Source organism: [Flexibacter] sp. ATCC 35103 (assembly GCF_001975985.1).
Lineage (GTDB): Bacteria > Bacteroidota > Bacteroidia > Flavobacteriales > Flavobacteriaceae > Flavobacterium.
This window is the reverse complement of sequence record NZ_MTQF01000003.1, coordinates 50,099-72,494: the sequence shown is the minus strand read 5'-3', so window position 1 is coordinate 72,494 and position 22,396 is coordinate 50,099. Positions and strand designations below refer to the sequence as shown.

General features: G+C 34.8%; 15 protein-coding genes. 3 read left to right on the top strand and 12 right to left on the bottom strand.

Translation table 11 applies throughout. From position 1 onward, the window contains the following. Positions 1-39 precede the first annotated feature (39 nt). The 10 genes from BXU01_RS04630 to BXU01_RS04585 all read right to left on the bottom strand — a co-directional run bounded on the left by BXU01_RS04630 (position 40) and on the right by BXU01_RS04585 (position 14,567). Positions 40-2,220 carry a glycoside hydrolase family 97 protein gene (locus tag BXU01_RS04630; RefSeq protein ID WP_206196603.1) on the bottom strand — a complete coding sequence of 727 codons (2,181 nt, stop codon included), beginning with the start codon at positions 2,218-2,220 and terminating at the stop codon, positions 40-42. 49 nt (positions 2,221-2,269) lie between these two features. Beyond that, a complete protein-coding gene (locus BXU01_RS04625) occupies positions 2,270-3,649 on the bottom strand; it encodes an alpha-amylase family glycosyl hydrolase (RefSeq protein ID WP_083691939.1) in 1,380 nt (459 codons plus the stop codon). Between the two features lie 117 nt (positions 3,650-3,766). Beyond that, complete coding sequence (locus tag BXU01_RS04620) at positions 3,767-4,873, bottom strand: SusE domain-containing protein (protein WP_083691938.1); 1,107 nt, start codon at positions 4,871-4,873, stop codon at positions 3,767-3,769. A gap of 13 nt (positions 4,874-4,886) precedes the next feature. Beyond that, a complete protein-coding gene (locus BXU01_RS04615) occupies positions 4,887-6,395 on the bottom strand; it encodes a RagB/SusD family nutrient uptake outer membrane protein (protein ID WP_083691937.1) in 1,509 nt (502 codons plus the stop codon). A 7-nt stretch (positions 6,396-6,402) separates the two neighbouring features. Beyond that, complete coding sequence (locus tag BXU01_RS04610) at positions 6,403-9,615, bottom strand: TonB-dependent receptor (RefSeq protein WP_255373706.1); 3,213 nt, start codon at positions 9,613-9,615, stop codon at positions 6,403-6,405. A gap of 190 nt (positions 9,616-9,805) precedes the next feature. Next, a complete protein-coding gene (locus tag BXU01_RS04605) occupies positions 9,806-10,984 on the bottom strand; it encodes a FecR family protein (RefSeq protein ID WP_083691935.1) in 1,179 nt (392 codons plus the stop codon). A gap of 428 nt (positions 10,985-11,412) precedes the next feature. After that, complete coding sequence (locus tag BXU01_RS04600) at positions 11,413-11,976, bottom strand: RNA polymerase sigma factor (protein ID WP_083691934.1); 564 nt, start codon at positions 11,974-11,976, stop codon at positions 11,413-11,415. A gap of 389 nt (positions 11,977-12,365) precedes the next feature. Next, positions 12,366-13,022: a hypothetical protein gene (locus BXU01_RS04595; RefSeq protein ID WP_008466087.1), complete on the bottom strand. Its 657-nt coding sequence runs from the start codon at positions 13,020-13,022 to the stop codon at positions 12,366-12,368. 120 nt (positions 13,023-13,142) lie between these two features. Beyond that, positions 13,143-13,502: a YraN family protein gene (locus tag BXU01_RS04590; protein WP_083691933.1), complete on the bottom strand. Its 360-nt coding sequence runs from the start codon at positions 13,500-13,502 to the stop codon at positions 13,143-13,145. Positions 13,503-13,667: 165 nt separating this feature from the next. Next, positions 13,668-14,567: an LD-carboxypeptidase gene (locus BXU01_RS04585; RefSeq protein ID WP_055097527.1), complete on the bottom strand. Its 900-nt coding sequence runs from the start codon at positions 14,565-14,567 to the stop codon at positions 13,668-13,670. Positions 14,568-14,795: 228 nt separating this feature from the next. Here BXU01_RS04585 and BXU01_RS04580 point away from each other — a divergent pair, with 228 nt between their 5' ends. Both BXU01_RS04580 and BXU01_RS04575 read left to right on the top strand, forming a co-directional pair. Next, the gene (locus BXU01_RS04580; protein WP_083691932.1) at positions 14,796-15,896 is read left to right on the top strand and encodes an endonuclease; all 1,101 of its coding nucleotides are present in this window, start codon (positions 14,796-14,798) and stop codon (positions 15,894-15,896) included. A 118-nt stretch (positions 15,897-16,014) separates the two neighbouring features. Beyond that, positions 16,015-16,554 carry a 3-hydroxyanthranilate 3,4-dioxygenase gene (locus BXU01_RS04575; protein WP_083691931.1) on the top strand — a complete coding sequence of 180 codons (540 nt, stop codon included), beginning with the start codon at positions 16,015-16,017 and terminating at the stop codon, positions 16,552-16,554. A gap of 104 nt (positions 16,555-16,658) precedes the next feature. On the opposite strand, the gene BXU01_RS04570 is transcribed toward BXU01_RS04575, so the two are convergent. Further along, positions 16,659-17,618 carry an MBL fold metallo-hydrolase gene (locus BXU01_RS04570; RefSeq protein ID WP_083691930.1) on the bottom strand — a complete coding sequence of 320 codons (960 nt, stop codon included), beginning with the start codon at positions 17,616-17,618 and terminating at the stop codon, positions 16,659-16,661. A 181-nt stretch (positions 17,619-17,799) separates the two neighbouring features. Here BXU01_RS04570 and BXU01_RS04565 point away from each other — a divergent pair, with 181 nt between their 5' ends. Continuing rightward, positions 17,800-19,353: an aldehyde dehydrogenase family protein gene (locus BXU01_RS04565; protein ID WP_083691929.1), complete on the top strand. Its 1,554-nt coding sequence runs from the start codon at positions 17,800-17,802 to the stop codon at positions 19,351-19,353. A gap of 82 nt (positions 19,354-19,435) precedes the next feature. Here the strand turns inward: BXU01_RS04565 and BXU01_RS04560 are convergent, their stop codons facing one another. Beyond that, positions 19,436-22,288: a T9SS type A sorting domain-containing protein gene (locus BXU01_RS04560; protein WP_083691928.1), complete on the bottom strand. Its 2,853-nt coding sequence runs from the start codon at positions 22,286-22,288 to the stop codon at positions 19,436-19,438. Positions 22,289-22,396 lie beyond the last annotated feature (108 nt).

Genomic DNA, 22,396 nt, shown 5'->3' with positions numbered 1-22,396 from the left:
CGAAAAATTCGTGAATTCGTGGCAAAAAAACTTAGTAATCTATAACTTTTTCAATCCCTTTAATTCTTTAGCATTTCCTTCTTTGATGCTAATAGCAACACCTCCGCCCGGAGCTAAATACTGTTTTAAAATTGTTTTTGAGGTTACAACAACTTTAGTCACGGTATATTTTTGTGGATTTTCATTCCAATTCGCTTCTTTGGCATCAGCGTAAATTGTGGCTATGAATTTTTTTCCGGCAGGTAAATAATCAAAAGTAATGTTTGCTGTTCTTGAGTTTTCGTCTGTGATTCCTCCCACAAACCAAGCATCTTTTCCTTTTGCTTTACGCGCAATCGTGATGTAATCTCCCGGTTCAGCTTCAAGAATATAACTGTTATCCCAATCTACAGCAACATCTTTAATGAACTGAAATGCATCTGGAAAACGCTCGTAATTCCCCGGAATGTCAGCCGCCATTTGCAACGGACTATACATCGTAACATAATACGCCAATTGTTTTACCAAAGTAGTATTAACGCGTTGAGAACTTCCTGTTCCGTAATATGAAAGATCAGTCTGGAAAATTCCCGGAGTATAATCCATTGGACCTCCCATTAAACGGGTGAAAGGCAAAATCGTGGTATGATCCGGCGCTAAACCTCCCATAGATTCAAACTCCGTTCCGCGCGCAGATTCCTGAGCAATCCAGTTTGGAAAAGTTCGGTGCAAACCTGTTGGTCGAACTGCTTCATGACTGTCGATCATAATTTTATAATCAGCAGCACGTTTGGCTACATTAATGTAATGATTCACCATCCATTGTCCGTCATGGTGTTCGCCACGCGGAATAATTTTACCTACATAACCTGTTTTTACAGCATCATAACCGTTGTCATTCATAAACTGAAAAGCACGATCTAAACGACGCTCATAATTGGTTGCAGATCCTGAAGTTTCGTGGTGCATGATAATCTTCACCCCTTTTGAAGCAGCATATGCATGAACTGCTTTTACATCAAAATCAGGATAAGCGGTTACGTAATCAAAAACTTCTTCTTTCCAGTTTCCAATCCAGTCTTCCCAGCCAATGTTCCATCCTTCAATCAGGATTGCATCAAAACCATTTTTAGAAGCAAAATCAATGTATTCTTTTGCACGTTCTGTTGTGGCTCCGTGTTTTCCATTCGGCGTAAGCTTCGTGAAATCATCCGTTAATTTTACATTGTTTTCTTTTCCGAAAGCCCATGTACTTTTTCCGGCAACGAAATATTCCCACCAAATCCCGATGTATTTTACTGGTTTTATCCATGATACATCTTTGTAACTTGTTGGTTCGTTAAGATTCAGAATTAATTTTGAAGCCAAAATATCTGTTGCTTTATCGCTTACAACAATAGTTCTCCAAGGCGATTGTGCATCGGTTTGCATATATCCTTTTGCCCCCACAGCGTCTGGTGCAAGATGACTTTTCATTTTATAGTTTACAGCATCAACTTCAAGATACATTGCCGGATAATTGATTAAACCTGCTTCGTGAATGTTAATGTACAAACCGTCGTCAGATTTCATCATTGATGGCGTTTGTACCGATAATTCTTTGATAGGCCATTGTGCATTGATTTCGATCGTAGCTTTTTTCATTAACGAAGGAACTTCAGAAATTTTCGAAGTTGTATAGGCATATTCATTGGTATCATAATCTCCCGGAATCCAGAAAATTTTATGATTTCCTGTCAGATTAAATTCAGAACGTTCTTCTTTTATTACAAAATAAGTTAAGTCATTTTGCTTTGGAAATTCATATCTAAAACCTAATCCGTCGTTGAATAAACGGAAACGAATGCGGATATATCTGTTGTTGTTTTTGGCTTGAGCCAAAGTAACAACCAATTCGTTATAGTTATTGCGAATTGTTTTTTCTTCGCCTAAAACCGGATTCCAATTTTCATCAACAGAAGATTGTGCTGTATTTGTAACGGTAAAACCATCCAAAAACGAAGGCATATTTTGAAGTTCTAAACCCAAAGAACTTGGTTTTATAACTGCTTTTTGTTTATATGATAATTGGTAAGACGGAATTCCGCCTTCTTTTAATTCAAATTTTAAAGAAAGATTTTTGTTTGGCGAAGTTATTTCCTGCGCCTGAATCCATAATGAATTGGCACAAATAAAAAGTAACAGTGCGATTTTTTTGCTCAAACGAATTTGAAGCGGCATTTTTTGGGATTGAAAATTCATGTTATTTAGTTTTTTGCAAATCTAATTTAATTTTAAAGTTGCGTGGGTATTAATTCTTCAATACTAAATATTGAAATGGAAGTAATGTAATTTCGTTGCCAACAGTTACAGAAGCTCCTGAAAAAGCATCTTTCCAGATTGCTTTCAAAGCTGGCGAAACAAGATATTTTACAGAACTATTAGTTAAATTAGAAAGCACAAGAACTTTTTCTGAATCTTTTACCATTGTAAATGCACTTACTGCATCGCTGCTATATCCGGTATAAGTTCCTGTTTTTATAGCTGTACTTGTATTTCTAAAAGCGATTATTTTTTTGTATTCGGCTAGCATTGATGCATCTGCAGTAGACCAGTCAATTGGCGTTTTGGCAAAATAATTTAATCTTTTTTCATAGCCAACTTCTTGTCCGTTGTAAATCATTGGAACAGATTTTAGATACGCAGCAACTACAAAAGTAGCGATAGATCCTTTTTTACCTCCAAAAAGTTCCAGCGGAGTTCCTTCAGAAAGGTTTACATCGTGATTGCTGGTATATCTTACCACTCTGTTTTCTTCATTATAATTGTTTGCATATTCTGTAGCATTCGAATCCTGAATAATTGTTGCAGGTTTAGTTTCTTTAAAAACTTTTTCTAACGTGCTGAAGAAATTGAATCCAAAAGTATAATCAAAACCAGAAGCAAAGTGATTTACTTTAGAACCTTCGGCCAACATTAAGATGTTTTGATTTTTTTTAATGCTTCTTAATTTCGTGATTGCATCAGACCAGAAGTTTTGCGGTACAAAATCAGCATAATCACATCTAAAACCATCAATGTTTGCATTGTAAACCCAATATGACATGGCGTCGATCATTGCGTCTTTCATCTCAGTATTATTGAAATTTAATTGGGCCACATCATTATAATTAGTTCCCGGAGGAATAATGATATTTCCTTTGTCATCTTGCTGGTACCAATCTTTATGTTGTGTAATCCAGGCATTGTCCCAAGCGGTGTGATTGGCAACCCAGTCCAGAACTACAGCCATATTTTTTTTGTGTGCTTCTTCTACCAAAACCTGAAGATCCTGTAAAGTTCCGAAGTCAGGATTTACGGCTTTGTAATCCTGCACGGCATAAGGTGAACCTAATTCTCCTGAAGCTTTTACTTTTCCAACAGGATAAATAGGCATAAGATAAATAACATTTGCACCCAACTCCTGAATTTGAGTCAGTCTATCCTGAACTCCTTTTAAGTTTCCTGCAGCACTAAAAGCACGAATATTTACCTGATAAATTACGGCATCTTCTTTTTTAGGCATTTTCTCGAACGAGGCTCCGTATTGTTGATAAGGAGAAGCCGGAGTTGAATCGCTATCTGATGAACTACACGAAATAAATGCTAGTGCAAGTAGTAAAGTATAGACGATTTTTATATTTGATTTCATATTTTTTTGAATTTGGTTTTAATAAACGCGGTATTATTTTAGGAGAAAGATAGCCTGCCTTTCGCTCAAAAAAGGCAGGTATCACTCAAACTAATCTAGCTTTATTACAATGTTAGATTATTTTTTACCGATCGTACAAGTTGCCGTTGCCGGATAACCTGCTGATGCCGGATCTACGTCGTTTATTGTAAAGGTAATTTCGTAGGTTCCTGCTTCAGCAATATCATAAGCACCGCCATTATCTTTATTTATCGTATTTGTTGTAGCGTCTGCAGGTCCGTAGTTTACATCCCACTTATCATTTAATCTGAATTTTAAAGCCCCAACTATTAAGTTGGCAGTAACTTTCCAGGTTTTTGTTTCATGATTATATGACATTGGGATAGAGTGGTTCCATCCATAATCTTTGTCTTCCGGAGTTGGCGCGTGAGTTGATGATCCTACGATTCCCCAGGCGTAAGGAGCAGAACTCCATTTTAAAGTATTAAGATTTACTTTTATCTGATAAGAACCTGCACCCGGAAGATGAAAATTAGGTTCACTCATATTTTTTAAATCATTGTTTGTATCACCTGCACCGTAATATTGATCCCAATTTCTGGCGGTGTTCAATTTAAAATCAGTACCATTTCCAGGAGAAAGAGTAACATACCCCTGATAAACGCCTTTTGAAATAGCGGTTAAAGCTGCGGCAGTTCCTACATTAAATTCTCCCTGATAGAATCCCGGCATATAAATTTCGCCAAAAACGACACTTTTTTCATAAGGCGTAACGGTTAAAGTGATTGGATCAGAATAAATTTTTCGATCCATAGCTGCTTCTACACGAACCACTAATTTTCCTGCAGCATCAATAGGTAATCCTAAATCTGTAGCAATTTTATTTAATTCGCTGCCAATAAATGCTTTGCTTAAAACATCCTGACCAACTTCTATTCGTTTGGCTTTTTGCCAGGCATTGGCACCGCTTGTGTCATTGATTAAATCAAATTGTATGGCATAAGTAACCGGCGCATCGATAGGAAATGTTACTTTGGGCCAGGAAATAAGCAGTGCATTATTGTCTGCTGTATCTTCGGTAAGAACTATTGTGCTGGAAGAAACCTCGATCGCAGCAGGAAAATTTACTGCTTTCAATGTCGTTAACTGACCTTCACTTTCACAGGAGGCGCCTAAAAAAAGTACACTCCCAAATAGGAATAATTTATTGATATATTTTTTCATGATAGTTTTGTTTTTAGTAACCCGGGTTTTGTTTAAGTCCACGATTAGCATCTAAAGCTGATGTAGGAATAGGGAACAATTTTCGGAAAGCTGGAGATGCCGGTCTGAATTCGTTTGCTAATAAAAATTTATCAAAACGAATCATGTCTTGTCTTCTGTGACCTTCCCAGTTCAATTCGAATCCTCTTTCGTTGTAGATGTCGTCAAGAGTAGGGTTTGCATCCAGTGCATTTAATCCTGCACGCTGTCTGATTTGATCAATAAAAGGTTTTGCAGCACCTGGGTTTCCTAAACGGGCATTACATTCAGCCATCATTAAAATTACATCAGCATATCTAAAAATAGGGAAGTCATTTGAAGCTCCTCCGCCACTTTTTGCTCCAGCAGGATAAAATTTTACATTACGAACTCCTGCCTGAGGATCAGCTCCGGGATTGTCCAGAGAAGCAACATCAAGAGTATAATTAAATCCTCCTGCTTGTTCTCCAACCAAAAATTGTTGTCTTCGAATATCTGTTAAGGCATATTTCAGGAAAAAGTCTTTTGGAACAATAGTTCCGTTCCAGCCAGCCATTCCAAATAAAGCGGTTCCATGCGGACCATACACGCTGCGAACTGCATAAATATTACGGGAAACTACATCAAGGGTTGCATAAATAGGCAATATAGTTTCGTCTTCAGGCAGTACATCTCCAAACAATTCATAATATTTATTTCCTAATGGACTAGCAGCATTTGCTGCTCCGGAATGTAGTGTAAAACCACCTTCGCTAACTTTGTTACAAGCCGCCAAACATTCGCTCCATTTTGCTTCTCCGGTATAAACCTGCGCATTTAAATAAACTTTTGCCAATAAGGTATAACCTGCCCATTTATTGAATCTTCCGTAATAATTTCCTCCTTTTGTGCCTGAAAGCTGATCTACATTCTCAGTTAATTCTTTTACAATAAAAGTGTAAATTTCTTTACGGCTTGATTGCGGGATTTTATCAACTGTAATATTATTATCAGTAAAAAAAGGAACATCTCCAAAATCATCAATTAATAAATAATAAAAGAAAGCACGTAATACTTTTGCCTCAGCAATTTTTGAAGCTTCGGCATTTGATTTTTCTAGTAAATCAACCGCTAAATTTGCATTAAAAACGGATTTATATAACCAGTTCCAGGTATTATTAATGATAAAATCTGTTGGTAACCATTCGTGTTTGTGCAAACGTGCAAAATCTTGCTGCCAGTCTCCCGTATTTCTATGCGGAATCACCTGCTCATCTGATGCCATACAGTTCATGTCATACCAGCCATTATCAGCTCCTGCATAACCAACACCAGGAACATTTTTACGTTGAAAATCTCCTGGAATTTCAGCATAAACACTTGCAAGAGCGATATCTGCTCCCTGAGGAGTTCCGTAAAAATCGTCAGCCGGATATTTATCGTACACATTTTCGCTGATATCCGTACAGCTAAAAAGTGTTAGGAAACAAACGCTTCCTGCTATTAGTATATTTTTGATTTTCATTTTTTTACTATTTAAATTTTACAGTCAGACCAAATGCAACACTTCTGGTACGCGGATAAATTCCTTTATCACCACCAAAATTATCATTAGGATCACCACTTCCGCTTATGTTCAATTCCGGATCAAGACCTGTGTAATCTGTAATTAATAATAAGTTGTTTCCTGTAAGCGAAAGTCGGATAGAGTCTACATATTTATCCGTAAAACGGAAAGTATATCCTGCGGTAACATTTTCTAAACGAACAAATGAACCATCTTCCAGCCATAAGTCAGAACCATAAGGAGAAGTATAAATTCCTTCGTCAAGAGCACTTTCCAGTACATTCGATTTACCTACATTTTCTAATCTGCTTAAATTAGAACGCAGTCCGTTGTAGATTTTATTTCCGCCTGAACCTCTCACTAACACTGATGTGTCAAAGTTTTTGTATCGGTAAGATGGATTAAAAGCAAAAGTATAAGTTGGCAAAGCAGAACCTGCATAGTAACGATCCGGACTTTTAACACCCTGATCAATAATGCCGTTTCCGTCACGGTCCTTTACAGTTTCGACATTGTTTTCGTTTTTACCCGTATGTTCTAAGATGTAAAATGCACCAACCGGTTTTCCTTGTACTAAATAAGAGTTTGCTGCTCCCCAGCCTACATAATCTGTATTTAAAGGAATACCGTTGATGCTTCCGCTTAAATTTAAGACTTCATTTTTCATGAATGATACGTTTCCTGCTAAGGTAAGTGTACTGTTATTCGTTTTAATAACATCATATGCAAGAGCGATTTCCAGACCTTTGTTTGAAATACTTCCTACATTTGCTTTTATTTGATTGTAAGGATAAGGAGGTTGTGGCACTGTATAATCAAATAATAAATTATCAGTTTTAGAGTCGTAAACATCTACACTACCTCTTAATCTATTGTCCAGAAGAGCAAAGTCAAGACCAATGTTGGTTTGCTTTTTAGTTTCCCATTTTAAATCAGCATTTGCATTTTGAGTAATATTGAAATTGGTAATAGGCATTCCTCCAAAATAAGTCGTTCCTGCGCTTCCCACTAATGACAATGAAGTTTGCGGATAAAGCCCTTGCTGATTACCAGTTTCACCATATCCAATACGTAATTTTAATTCGTTAATTAGCGTTTGGTTGGTCATGAACGATTCTTTGTTAATTTGCCATGCCACAGAAGCCGATGGGAAATTTCCCCATTTATTGTTTGCACCAAATACAGAAGATCCATCACGTCTGATACTTGCCGTTACTAAATAACGATCTAATAAAGAGTAATTTAATCTTCCTAAATAAGAAACTAAAGTCCTGTCATTTTTATAAGAAGAAATATCGCCAGACTGAACTTTAGAAAAATCACCAAACTGAAGCGCATTATAAGTTGTTTTATCATTTATAAAACCCCTTGCCTGTGCATAATTGCCCTGATAAGTCTGGCTTTGCCATTCGTATAAAGCCAATGCGTTGAAGCTATGAATACCAAAAGTCTTTTTGTACGTAAGGCTTACATTGGTTAATTTTTCGTTTTGTCTTTCATTTTTAATATTAGCATATCCTTTCTGGTCAATTGCCAAAGCATCTGTTGATTCTGCCGGCATAAAGTATCCAATGGTTTTATTGGTTTTTCTCCAGCTTCCAAACCATCCTCCGGAAAAACCTTTACCTAAATCCAATTCTGCTTTTAAACTTCCGAATAAATTATCATTTTGAGTTTCATTTGTAGCTGTCTGGGCTACAGCATAAGGATTTAAATATTGAAATACAGTTGGATCGGTATAATAAGTGCCATCAGTATTAAAAACAGGATCTGTTGGTCGCGCTAATAATGAATTGGTAATTAGGTTCGATTTATAAGAAACGGTTCCTACTTCGCCAATACTGCTTGTTACGTTGTTTACTCCTGTATTTAAATTAAAAGTTAATTTTAATTTATCATCAAGAGCTAATTGTGTAGCCTGGATACGACCAATATATTTTTGATTACTGGAATTAATTACAACTCCATCCTGCAAAATTGCTGTTAGAGAAGCTCTGTAATTAAATTTATCTGTTCCGCCGCCAAATGATAATGTATGCGTTTGTGTGATTCCGGTTTGAGTCAAAAGATTGTACCAATCTGTATTTGAACCATGATTTGCAGATGCCGGAACACCAACACTTTGAGCAGTTTCCCACCATTGATTAGCATCTAACATGTCTAATTTTTTTGGAATAAAATCAATAGACGTAGATCCTATGTATTCCATAGTTGTTTTGCCTGCCTTATTTTTTTTAGTAGTTACAATAATAACTCCCGGAGCACCTCTGGAACCGTAAACTGCAGTTGCCGAAGCATCTTTAAGTACATCAATGCTTTCGATTTCGCTTGGTGGAACTTGATTCAACAAATCCATATTTCCCTGAATTCCATCGACAACTACAAGCGGATCATTTCCTCCAATTAAAGAAGAAATACCACGAATACGAACACTAGGTCCTGAACCTGGTTCGCTCCCAATTTGAGTAATGTTTACACCGGCGGCTTTACCTGAAATCAATTGTAACGGATTTACAATTGCTCCCTGATTCATATCTTTTGCAGCGATTGAAGAAACTGCTCCTGTAACATCTTTTCGGGCTGTAGAACCATAACCCACAACAACTATTTCTTGTAGATCTGTAGCATCAGGAATAAGCTGAATGTTGATAACGCTCTGGCTGGCAACTACCTTTTTCTCCTTATAACCAACAAAAGATACAATGATTATTGCAGAACTGCTTTCTACAGTAAGTTTGTATTTTCCGTCAAAATCAGTTACCATTCCGTTTTTAGTTCCTTCCTCAAGAACCGAAGCTCCCGGTAAAGGCAAACCATTTTCATCTGTAATGATTCCGCTTACGGTTTGTTTTTGATATTGAATATTTTGTGTTTTTAATTCCGGTTTTTTCAGAATGATTTGAGTATCGCGAATTTTAAATTCGGTTAAAGTTCCTTTAAAAAGTTTATCCAAAACAATATTGATCGACTGGTCTTTTACAGAAATTGAAATTGTTCGATCTAAGTCAATGTCATTCAATTTGTAAATAAACCTGAAGTCTGTTTTTTGTTCTATGGTCTCAATAACCTTTTCGATGGTTGAATTGTTTAATTCAAGGGTAACTTTTGTTTTTTGGGCATAAGTATTTCCTCTAATATTAAACATGGCGACCAAAATAAGTAGTGTAGTTAGTTTCAATTTTAGGTCATTTTGGAACAATGAGTATAGGAACCCATTATTCTTAGATTTTTTTTTCATAATTTTGTTAATTGATTGTAGTTAATTCGTTATATTCAATCACTTAGTAAATCGGAAATTGTTCGCAGCTCTTTCCGATTTTTTTATTCCTTGAATTTTATTCTTTCATTTTTCTTCATGTTTTTAGTGGTTATTTAATTAGTATTTGATTGTTTTTTATAGTGTAATTTATACCATGAATATCATTAAAATAGCTCATAACTTTTTCAATAGATTCATCGTTAAAACTGGCATTGAATTTTTCGTTGGCCAATTTTTCATTTTTGTTTACAATTGTAACATTATAGCGTCTTTCAAGTTTTGTAATGATGTTTTTAAAAGCCATATTTCTAAAAGTCAATCCGCCATTAATCCATGAAGTATAAATATCAGTGATTACAGGTTTGGTAGAGATCAGTGCATTTTCTTTGTTAAAACTTCCTTTGTAACCCGGTTTTAAAATGGTGTTTTTAGCAGCATCGAATTCTTCATTTACAGGATACATTCCCACAGAACCTTCGACTAAAACAACATCTGTTGCAATATCTTCAGGATAATTTGAAACATTAAAGTGAGTTCCCAGAACACGTATATTCAAAGCATCGGCATTTACTATGAACGGATGTTTTTTATCTTTGGCAACATCAAAAAAAGCTTCACCATCCAGAAATACCTGTCTGTTTTCGCCGGCAATAAATTTTACAGGATATTTTAGTGTTGTTCCTGAATTCAGTTGAACAAGCGTTCCGTCAGACAATTGTAATCTGAATTTTTTACCATACGGAATTTTAATCGTGTTATAAGCGATTTTCTCTAAATCAGAATTAGTGTCGTAAATAATTTTGTCTCCATCCTGATTTCCAACAACATTTCCGTCAGCGTCTTTTACTACAACTTTATTATTTTCAGAGATTATTTGCGTGTTTCCATTTTCTAATTGCAATACGATATCAGAACTTTTAAAATCAAATTTTGGCTGAGGTTTTGCTGTAAAGGTTCCTTTTTGATATGCAAGTCCAATTCCTAATAAAACTACAATTGAAGCAGCAATTGCAATATACTTTCTGAAATTTGATTTTTCAGGAATAATTTCTATTACATTTTCTTCTTCTTTTGTGTTTGCGAGAATAGAAGCAAAAATAGAATCTGCAGTTTGCTGACTCATTTTTGGCATTTCGCTCAAAAGATTTTGAATGTCGGTTACAGAAGGGAAATCATCCGTAAGTTTGTTTTTTTTGTAATAGGCAATTACCTCGTTTGTTTCTTCGGGAGTACATTGGTTCAAAACAAACTTTTGTAAAAGACTTTTTATTTCAGAATTTGAATTCATCACGAATTGATTTTAGGGCTTGATTTTATATAATACAGTTGAAAGCAAGTTGAGTACTACTCAAACGTTGTAAATTTTTAAATTTTAACATTTGTGAGTACGATTATTGTATGGGTAAAACTCGTTATGTTCTGATTTTGTTGATATTTTTTGATTGAAACTTTAAAAAATATATATTTTAAATTCTAGGGTTTTTTAGGCTCAAGAAGTTGTTTTGTATTTCGACGGAGGAGAAATCACACTAGAAAATCGACAAAGATTGGTGCTTTTAAGAGCGGAATTACGACTGTGATTTCTCCTCCGTCGAAATGACAAGATTGTGGTAATTTGGATTCAGAAGAATTCCCTCATTTATATTAAGCTCTTTCGTTTAAGCAAAAAAAATCACTCTAAAAGAGTGATTTTAATGGTTTAATTGGTTTTTTGGTTTAGATAATCTTATCATGAACGTGAAAAAAGACTCGCATCGATTCTAATGCTTTGCTCATTTGGTTCCTGACTGTATTTATAGAGATGCCGAGTTCCTGGCTTATTTCTTCGTAAGTCATACCTTTTTTTCGGGACATCTTGAAAATTTGCTTTCGCTTTGGGGGTAATTTATTTATGGCTTCTTTTCGAAGTTTTTTACAATCTGCTTCACGAATGGAGTAATCTCCATAGTCGTGTGATTTCTGACTTTCATAAAAGATTTCTTCTTTAAGTAAGACATCATTTGCTGCTTTATTCAAAATATTAAAAGCTTGATTTCTGGCAATAGTAAAAATATAAGCTTTAAACGATTGCTCGATATTTAAGTTTTCACGATGCTGCCAGACTTTCATAAAAACATCCTGAACATTCTCTTCAGCAGTTTCTTTTGATTTTAACAAACTAATGCTATAACCATAGATATCCTGATGGTACAAATCAAAAAGTTTACGAAATGCTTTTTCGTTGCCGTTTTTGAGTTCACTCACCAATATTTTTTCGCTATGGTCTGTCGTTTCTAACATTAATTTAATTAGTCTTTATTTAATTCTAATTATATTATGATACTATCAAAATGGGTAGTCTAATTTACTGACTGGTTAGCAAATATATAAAAATATTATTCGCAACAAATTTTATTAAAAAAAACTTAATTCTGTTTTTTTTAATAAAATTACTGTTGAATGCCAGTAACGGTGTTGGTAAATAGCTTTTTATCAAGTCTATATATTTTTACCTGATATTTTATAAATTAATTATTCTCATGTGTGTTTATTGAGAATATTCTTATTGTAGCTATTGTTAAATGACAATTTGCTAATAAAAAAATCCCTGTATCATTTCAATAAGAAAAGATACAGAGATCATATATAAGTAGAAAAAATGTGAGTATTCTTGTCTGTTCTAAAAATAATTAATTTTTCAAGTCTTTAATCACTTTAAAAGCAACATCAACCTGATCTTCACCAACTAAAATAGTGAATTCGTTTGAAGTAGAAATTACCTCATTGATAATAATTCCTTCCCAGGCTAAACGTTGAAAAATGAAATAATAAATACCTGGAACAACAATGTTTTCTTTAGGTAATTTTACTGTAATTGATGCCAGATTATCTAATTTCTGAATTAGTTTTTCACGCATAAAATGCTTTTCAACCAAATGGTTTACACTACTACTAACCACGATGTTAGTTTCGTTTACACCACGTGATGAGGTATAGAATATATCTGATAAAGCATTAATATCTGAAATTAAATCAGCCTGTTTGTTTAAAACAGTTTCAGAAGCTGCAAAAGTATAATCCGTTAATTCAGAACGAACCGTAATTTCGCCAATATTCTTGATTACCTTATTAATTTTATGGTTCAATTTAAAATCCAATTCTTCTGTAAGTCGTTTTAGAGACATTACAACAGCGCCTTGTTTCACTTCTTTACCAAATTCACTTTCCAGTTCAGTCATAATGTTCCGGGAAAGCGACGTTAGATTGATAATTCCTAGCGATAACGCATTTAATAAAAAGGGTTTTGTTTTGATGTAATTTTCGACGATTGAAGAAACGGTTTTCATAGTTTTTTTTCTTTTTTTTTTTTAACTTAATTGTGCTGGTTTAGTTATAGAGGTGTTATAAATCTCTGCAAATATAAATAAAAAAACAATTTGTTACAAATATAACAATAAAAAATTATGTTAAAAATGGTAAAAAGCATCTGTAAGATGTTCAATTGCAAATGCTTCGCTATTTTTATGAATTGCGATGATGTCAAATCTTACATCAAAATCTATATCCCTATAGTTTATGTAGGCATTTACTGCTTTTATGAGAAGCTGAATTTTTTTTGGTTTCACAAAATCTTGTGGAGACCCAAAATCTAAACTAGATCTGGTTTTTACTTCAACAATAGCCAAAACAGCCTCTTTTTGTGCAATAATGTCAATTTCTGCCTTTTGAAAAGTCCAGTTTCGTTCTAAAATCTTATATCCATTTTGCTCCAGATATTCTACGGCTAAATCTTCGCCTTTTTTTCCAAGATCATTATGTTCAGCCATTTTTTAGTTTTAAGTCTCAGTCTCAGTTTTTCAGTGTGAGTTAGGAATATTATGTTAGAAATGTAAATGCATATAAAGACACAAGTTGTAAANNTTTACAACTTGTGTCTTTATAAAATATGTTGTGGTATTTTTTCTTATTTAAAAGAAAACGGAATCAAGTAATTATTTTTGAAAAGAAACTGTACTTCCTGTTTCATTTACTTCAATCGAAATGGTATTTCCCATAATCAAAGCTCTATTATCCTGAATATGTCCCGCCGGAAAGTTGAAGATTACCGGAATATTGTATTTTTTAGTAACATCGTCTACTATTTCGACTGCGTTTTTCCCCCACGGAACTTCGTTGTCTTTCATTTTGGTCATACCGCCAACAATAATTCCTCTTAGATTTTCTATACAGCCGTTGCGTCTTAAATTCATCATCATACGATCGATATGATATAAATATTCATCTAAATCTTCGATAAATAAAATTTTATCCTTGCAGTCAATTGCTGATGGAGATCCTAATAAGCTATATAAAATAGATAAATTTCCTCCCACTAATTCACCGGTTGCTTTCCCAAAACGGTTCATTTTGTCCGGAGCAATTGTATACGATAGCGGTTCGCCAAACAAACTCGATTTCATTGAGCTAATAGCAGCAGGAGTTGCGCGCGGTATTGTTACCGGCATAACACCATGAATCGATTTATAGCCCATCGTGTTTAAATGATTGTGTAAAACGGTTACATCACTAAATCCGATAATCCATTTAGGATGTTGCTTAAATTTTGTAAAATCAAGCAAATCAATCATTCTCACAGTTCCATATCCGCCACGGACACACCAGATTGCTTTAATATTTGGATTGTCTAATTGATGCTGAAAATCGGCGGCGCGCTGTTCATCAGTTCCGGCAAGCTGATTAAAATCAAGTCCGATTGAAGTTCCAACAACAGCTTCTAATCCCCAGCTTTTTAGTAAATCAATCGTAGGTTTTAAGTTATCATCGATATTTTTTCTGGCAGTTGCTAAAATAGCTATAGTATCTCCTTTTTGTAAATAGGGTGGTGTTATCATGTTTTGTTGGGATTGACAAGTGAATGAATGCAAAGCAAAAATAAGGAATATGAATTTACAATAAGAAATGTAATTTTTGAAGTTTTGGTTTAGGCTCATGTTCATAGTTTCTATTGCTAATTCTTATAAAGGTAAACAAATATAGAAATTTTAAAAATTAAAATAATTAGAAAAATCCTACAAATAAATTAATTTGCTTACATTGAACTTTTTAAAATATCAAAATTCATGAGCATTCTTAGATTATATTTTTATTTTATCGCCCTTCTTTCTTTTTTAATCTCCAACGGTCAGTCTAAAAAATACACGATCCACACAGTCGCATTTTACAATTTCGAAAATCTTTTTGATACTATAAACAATCCAACAACTCATGATGATGAATGGACACCAAATGGCGCGCAACATTGGACCAAAGAAAAATATGAACAAAAACTGAAGAATCTTGCCAAAGTTTTATCAGAAATAGGAACCCCGGAAAACACAAATGCTCCCACAATAATTGGCGGATCAGAAATTGAAAACCGAGGCGTTCTTGAAGATTTAATCAAACAGCCTGCGTTACTTAATATTGATTACGGAATCATTCATTTTGATTCTCCTGACAAACGCGGAATCGATGTTGCGCTATTATATCAAAAGAAATATTTCAGACCAACATCGTTTTCGAATATACCTTTATATATCTATAAAAATAATGCGATTGCAAATGAGCAGAAAAAAGAAGATATAGATGATGAAGTCGAAGTAAAAACCGAGAATAATAATCGAATTTTTACAAGAGATCAGCTTTTGATTACTGGTTTTCTCGAAGGCGAGGAAATACATATTATTGTCAATCACTGGCCATCGAGATCAGGAGGAGAAAAAAAGAGCAGTCCGTTTCGTGAAGCAGCTGGAAATTTGAATCGAAAAATTATCGATTCGCTGCAAAAAATAAATCCTAATGCAAAACTACTTACCATGGGAGATTTAAATGATGGCCCTTTTAATCGCAGTGTAAAAGTGGCATTAGGAGCAAAAGCTAAAAAGAATGAAGTTGCGGAATTTGGTGTTTTTAATCCGTTTGAAGAAATGGCAAATAAAGGTATGGGGACAATTGCTTTTAGAGATTCCTGGGATATTTTTGATCAGATTATAATCACTGAATCCTTTATAAAACCTGATTTTTCAACTTTTAAATTTTGGAAAGCAGGCATTTTTAGTAAACCCTATCTTATCCAAACCTCAGGACAATATAAAGGATATCCGCTGCGGCATACTCTAACCGAAGTTGGATTTAGCGATCATTTCCCTGTTTATGTTTATCTGATAAAAGAAAAGCCATAGGCATATTTAGAGCTTTCAGTCACAGTTTCAGTTTTCAGAATATTGTAACTGTAAACTGTGACTGTAAACTGAACACTTTTTACTAACTTAGCTTCATAGAAATTTATTACCACTAAACATGTCAATAGCAAAGCCCTTCAACCTAACAAAATGGATCGACGAAAATCGTCATTTACTTAAGCCACCTGTTGGAAATAAAAACCTTTATGTCGATTCCGGCGATTATATTGTCATGATTGTTGCTGGTCCAAATGCCCGAAAAGATTATCATTATAACGAAACCGAAGAGCTATTTTATCAACTTGAAGGCAGTATAAAAGTCATTATTCAGGAAGACGGGGAACGAAAAGTAATGGAATTAAATGCTGGCGACATGTATTTGCATCCGGCAAAAATTCCGCATTCACCAGTTCGTTCAGAAGGTTCTATAGGTTTGGTAATCGAGCGCAAACGTGCCGGAAAAGGCTATAGAGACGGATTGCTTTGGCATTGCGACAATTGCAATTACAAGCTTTATGAAGTGTTTTTTGAATTGCATAACATCGAGAAAGATTTCCTGCCACATTTCGAACATTTCTATAATTCAGAAGAATTGAGAACCTGCGACAATTGCGGAACTGTAATGGAATCTGATCCTCGATTTGTAGCGAAGAAATAATATATTGCATCATCATATCCTAACAGGTTTTTAAAACCTGTTAGGTATTTATATTAGAATTAAGAATAAAAATCCTTTAATCTCTGAATCTGTAGCTAACTCGTTTACAACTCAAATCTCTTCCCTTGTTCCGGAAAAATAATCTTCAAGCCTAAATCGTTTTGCTTTTGCAATTGTTCTTTAAGTTTGATGATGTTTTTAGTTGGCGGTTTCAAATGTGTAACAATAATATTGAAACCTTTCAAAGTATCTTTTCCTGACAAATCAGCTAAAGTATGAAGTTCCTTCATCAAGTGATTGGGAGTCAAATGACCAAAAAGAAATTGGTCTGGTTGCTCATTCGGGAATGAAACTTCGATAAAAATTCCTTTTAATTGTTTACTTTTTATTAGAGGAGCAATAGCGGTCCAGAGTGATTTTAATTTATCGCTTTTTTCTACTGAGTCAGGTCCGGTATCTCCTAAATAAAGTACATAAGAATCTCCATTTCTAATCAGAAAAGCAGTGCTTTCAAACGGATTAACATGACTTAATGGAAAAGCTTTAACCGTCATTGTAGTATTTGTAATTAAAGTTTCTTCTCCTGTATTCAAAGTCTGAAAATGATATTTTTTTAAAGGTTTTCCGGGACCTTTATCACCAAAATTCGCCCAGGTTTGATCATTAAAATAATGGTTTTCCATCATTTCCATACATTTTTCAGTTGCATAAACTGTTTTTGAAGAATCTGCCGGAGAGTTAATAATTAATCCTGAAACGTGATCTAAATGTGCATGCGAAATAAAATATCCTTTGATGTATTTTCGTAATACTTCTTCTGTTGAAACTTTAAATGTTTTATTTTCAATTGCTTTTTCGATTCCTGCATTTATAGTTCCTGCATCCAGAGCAATAAAATCGTTTGTATGTATTGGAGCGACTAAATAAGCCGAAAGATTTTTTTCGTCAATTCCGCCTTTTATTCCTAATGGAACAACTTGAAAAGACGCTTTCTGTTCTTTTTGAGAAAATGCATTAAATGAAACTAAAACCAAACAAATCAGGAGACGATTGAAAAGAAACATATTTAAGTAATTTTGTTGGTGCAAAGTTCCTGAATTAAGACGAATAAATTGAGGAATATTTCTTTAATTCATTTTTATTAATCCTAAATTTACTTGATTTTAACAATATGCTTCGATTGAAATTCAACTCGAAATAATATCTTTACATAAAAATATAACAATTTTAACTAAAAAAGTTACAATGACAACAATAGCATCGCAATTTGGAATGAATGAGGCTCTGGAAAAATTGGGCATCAAATTGATAAATGAAGGAACATCTACAGGTGTTGTAAATTTTTCATCTGGAGAAATTTTAGATAGTTTTTCACCGGTTGACGGAAAATTGATTGCTTCGGTAAAAACATCTACACTTGAAGATTATGAAAAAGTGATGCGTTCAGCAACAGAAGCTTTTAAAACTTTTCGTTTAATTCCTGCGCCGCAACGTGGAGAAATCGTACGTCAGTTTGGGCAAAAGTTACGTGAAAATAAAGAAGCCCTTGGTAAATTGGTTTCATATGAAATGGGAAAATCCTTGCAGGAAGGGTACGGGGAGGTTCAGGAAATGATTGATATCTGTGATTTTGCAGTAGGTTTATCTCGCCAGCTTCACGGATTAACGATGCACTCAGAAAGACCGGGACATCGTATGTATGAACAATATCATTCATTGGGAGTTGTGGGGATTATTTCGGCATTCAACTTTCCGGTTGCAGTTTGGTCCTGGAACACTGCTTTAGCATGGATTTCTGGAGACGTTTGTGTTTGGAAACCTTCTGAAAAAACACCTCTGTGCGGAATCGCCTGTCAAAATATAATTGCACAAGTTATTAAAGAAAATAATTTACCGGAAGGAATCTCATGTTTAATAAACGGAGATTATCAAATAGGTGAATTGATGACAAAAGATACTCGTATTCCTTTAATTTCTGCTACAGGTTCAACCCGAATGGGTAAAATTGTCGCACAGACAGTTGCAGGACGTTTAGGAAAATCATTATTAGAATTAGGAGGAAACAATGCTATTATAGTTACTCCGGATGCTGATATTAAAATGACAGTTATTGGTGCAGTTTTTGGTGCAGTAGGAACTGCGGGACAACGCTGTACATCTACTCGTCGTTTGATTATTCATGAAAGTATTTATGATAAAGTTAAGGACGCTTTAGTTGCTGCATATAAGCAATTACGAATAGGAAATCCGCTTGACGAAAACAATCATGTTGGGCCACTAATTGATACTCATGCTGTTGAAATGTATGCCATAGCCTTGAACAAAGTTGTAGCTGAAGGAGGAAAAATTTTAGTTGAAGGAGGAGTGCTTTCCGGTGAAGGTTATGAAAGTGGCTGTTATGTAAAACCAGCAATTGCCGAAGCTCAAAATTCTTATGCAATTGTACAACACGAAACATTTGCTCCGGTTTTATACTTAATTAAATATTCTGGTGATGTTGATAATGCTATCGAAATTCAAAATGGAGTAGGGCAAGGATTATCATCTGCAATTATGACGAATAATTTACGTGAAGCCGAAAGATTTTTATCAGTTGTAGGTTCTGATTGCGGAATTGCAAATGTAAACATTGGAACTTCCGGAGCTGAAATTGGTGGTGCTTTTGGTGGAGAAAAAGAAACCGGAGGCGGACGTGAATCTGGATCTGATGCCTGGAAAATTTACATGCGCCGTCAAACGAATACAATCAATTATACAACGAGTTTACCTTTGGCACAAGGAATTAAATTTGATTTGTAATATTAATATATCTTATGAAAACCGCGGTTTTTATAAATTAAAAAGGCTTCCAGTTTTGGAAGCCTTTTAGTTTTGGATCAATTTATTTCTTTAAAATGGTTTGTTTAAATGAACCGTCTTTTGTGTGTATTTTTACTAAGTAAGTTCCCGGAATTAATTGATTCAGATCGATGCTTTCTGTATTTTTCCCAGCACTTTTAACCAATACTCCAGATAAATTATAGACTAAAACCTGTTCTACTTTTTGACTTGAATTAGACAAGTATAAAGTGTTTGTTACAGGATTTGGATACAAAATCACTTTTGAAGATTCGGTTGTTGCTTCGCTCTCAGTAAATTCTGAAGTTTGCGTTATTCTTGCCGTACTTCCATTATATTTTGTGCTTATATAAAATAAGTTAGCAACAGATCCTTTGGTTATGGTGTGAGAACCGGCAGCAACTGAAGCAGTGACTATTCCGGCAGAAGCAGTGTATGAGACATTGTCTACTAATATTGTTCCTGTAAAGTTTGAATCGAATACTAAAGTCAACGTCGAAGCACTTGTCGTCGTATATTTAATTGATGTGCTTGATTCAATTTTTAAACGCGCTGTCAATGTTATTCCTGCATATGTTACAGATCCTGCAGAAGAATTCATGTTGCCTGCTATGCTATAAAATGAACTCGTTTTTCCTGATGTTGTAAAATTATGAATTTGATCTGTACCCGGATTACTGGTGGTTACAGTAATTGTTCCTGATCCTGTAGCAGCCGTTCCTGTTCCTGTTGTAGCAATAGAGTAGGATAATGTTGCTGTTGGAATTCCTGTGATAGTAATAGTTTTAGCGATACTATTTTTTACAAAACTAATTCCTGATGCTGGTAATCCGGTTACAGTTGCATCAGTTGCACTGCCTCCCCAGGTAAAAACAATTGATCCAATTGCCGTTCCACTTGCTACGGTTTGGTTATTGTTAGAAGTAGAAGTAAGAGTTTGTGTACTTGATGTAGAAACCGTAATTGTTCCCGATCCTGTAGCAGCCGTTCCTGTTCCTGTTGTAGCAATAGAGTAGGATAATGTTGCTGTTGGAGTTCCTGTAATGGTAATAGTTTTAGCTGTAGTATTTTTTACAAAACTAATTCCTGATGCCGGTAATCCGGTTACTGTTGCGTCAGTTGCGCTTCCTCCCCAGGTAAAAATTATAGAACTAATTGCTGTTCCGCTTGCTACGGTTTGGTTATTGTTAGAAGTAGAAGTAAGTGTTTGCGGATTTGCCGGTGGAGTACCTTCGCCTTGTACTGAAACTAAAGTTCCTGAATAATTGGTAAGCGCAGATTTTAATGCTGTAATTACAGTAGATGATGTATCATCTGTTGAATTATTAAAGGTCCATTTCAGATCGCCTCCGGAAACACGTCCTGCATATTGAGTTATTTTTGTTTTGGCTGTTGCTGGTTGGTCTATTGCTAGATTTTTTACATATAATGCAGCATTAGTATCGAAGTTGTTATAGATGTTTGCTCCGGATTTAGATTTTACATTACTGCTTACAATTTCACCTCTTGTTGTGGCAACATAAGCATCAAAATCTGTTGTAGAGCTAATTTTTCCTGAAATATTATATAAAGGATTTGTATCTCCGTAAGCAACAAAGCGCATATTGTTTGTTGCAATATCTGCATCAAAAGTATTATTGAATGCTTTAATTGAGCCTCCTGCTTCACCTGAAAATGTTCCCATTGTTCCGGCATTATTAACCTGATTTGCTTCGTCCCAGATATCACTTCCCTGCAATGATGTCAGCATTGGGTGTTTGCTGTTTCTGAAATAGTTTCCTTCAAGAAATAAAGAAGAGCCTAGTGTCGAACCTGATCCGTATTTTGAAACTCCATCAAAATAATTATTGTAGATGTGTGCAGAATAATAACGAACACGTGGATGACGAGAATCAGAGTGGTCAAACCAATTATGGTGATAGGTAACATACAAACCACTTGTAGAACCTTCGCTTAATCCTAATAAACTTGCTTTGCCGCTATCCCAAAAGTGATTGTAAGCTAATGTAATATAAGTTGATGTTTTATTGTCTAAGGCACCGTCTCCTTTTATTTGGTCTGCATCGCTGCCGGCGTTTCCGTAAAATAAATCGCAGTTATGAACCCAAACGTGATCATTATCTTGTTGCATTCCAATATTGTCACCCGCTGTACTGTTGCAATTCATGACACCAATATTGCTAACTTCAATATTCGATGCTGATTTAAGGCGTACTCCCCAGCCATTTGCAACTGCATCTGTACCAACGCCTTCTAATGTGATATAGCTAGAGGCATTATTAGCATTTTCAATTACAATATCTCCGCCTTCCATTACGCTCAGATCAGTGATATTGCCAATCAGTCGGATAATAAAAGGACGTGTGTCTTTTCCTTTTTTAATGGCATATAGAATATTTTGTAAACCAACGCACGGATTAGAACTTGCGCCTGTAATATCTATAGATATTGTGTTTTTGGTATTTTGAGTTACATATAAAATTACCGCTCCTGTTTTTGGAGTTCCATCTGCATTGTATCCGCCTGGTACGCGTCCGCCGTCGAATGCGAAACCATTGCGGTCATGAGCCAAAACGGTTAGATTGCTTGTAGTAGAACCGCTTCCTTCTGTTCCAGAAATTACGGGTTTTACTTTTACAGTATAAGTTCCGGCTTTAAGACCAGGAATATCCGCTCTGTAATAAGAACCATAACTTCTTATTAACTGATCGTCTATTTTTTTATCAACAAAGCCATTTCCTGTATAATAAACATTGTAGGTTTGGGCATTGCTTACGGGCTGCCATTTAACAAAAACAGATTCCAGCCAGCCTGATACTTCGTTAATTTGAACTTGTTGTGCCCAAATTTGTGAGCACATAAGTAAAAAGGTCAAAATAAGTAGGTTTTTTTTCATAATTGTGGTTTTTTAGTTAATAAAGTTTTTGTGGTTTTTTGATTGTCGAAACTATTCCATGAATTGTAATCGATTGCACAAAAATATATTTAATATTTTAAATTCTCA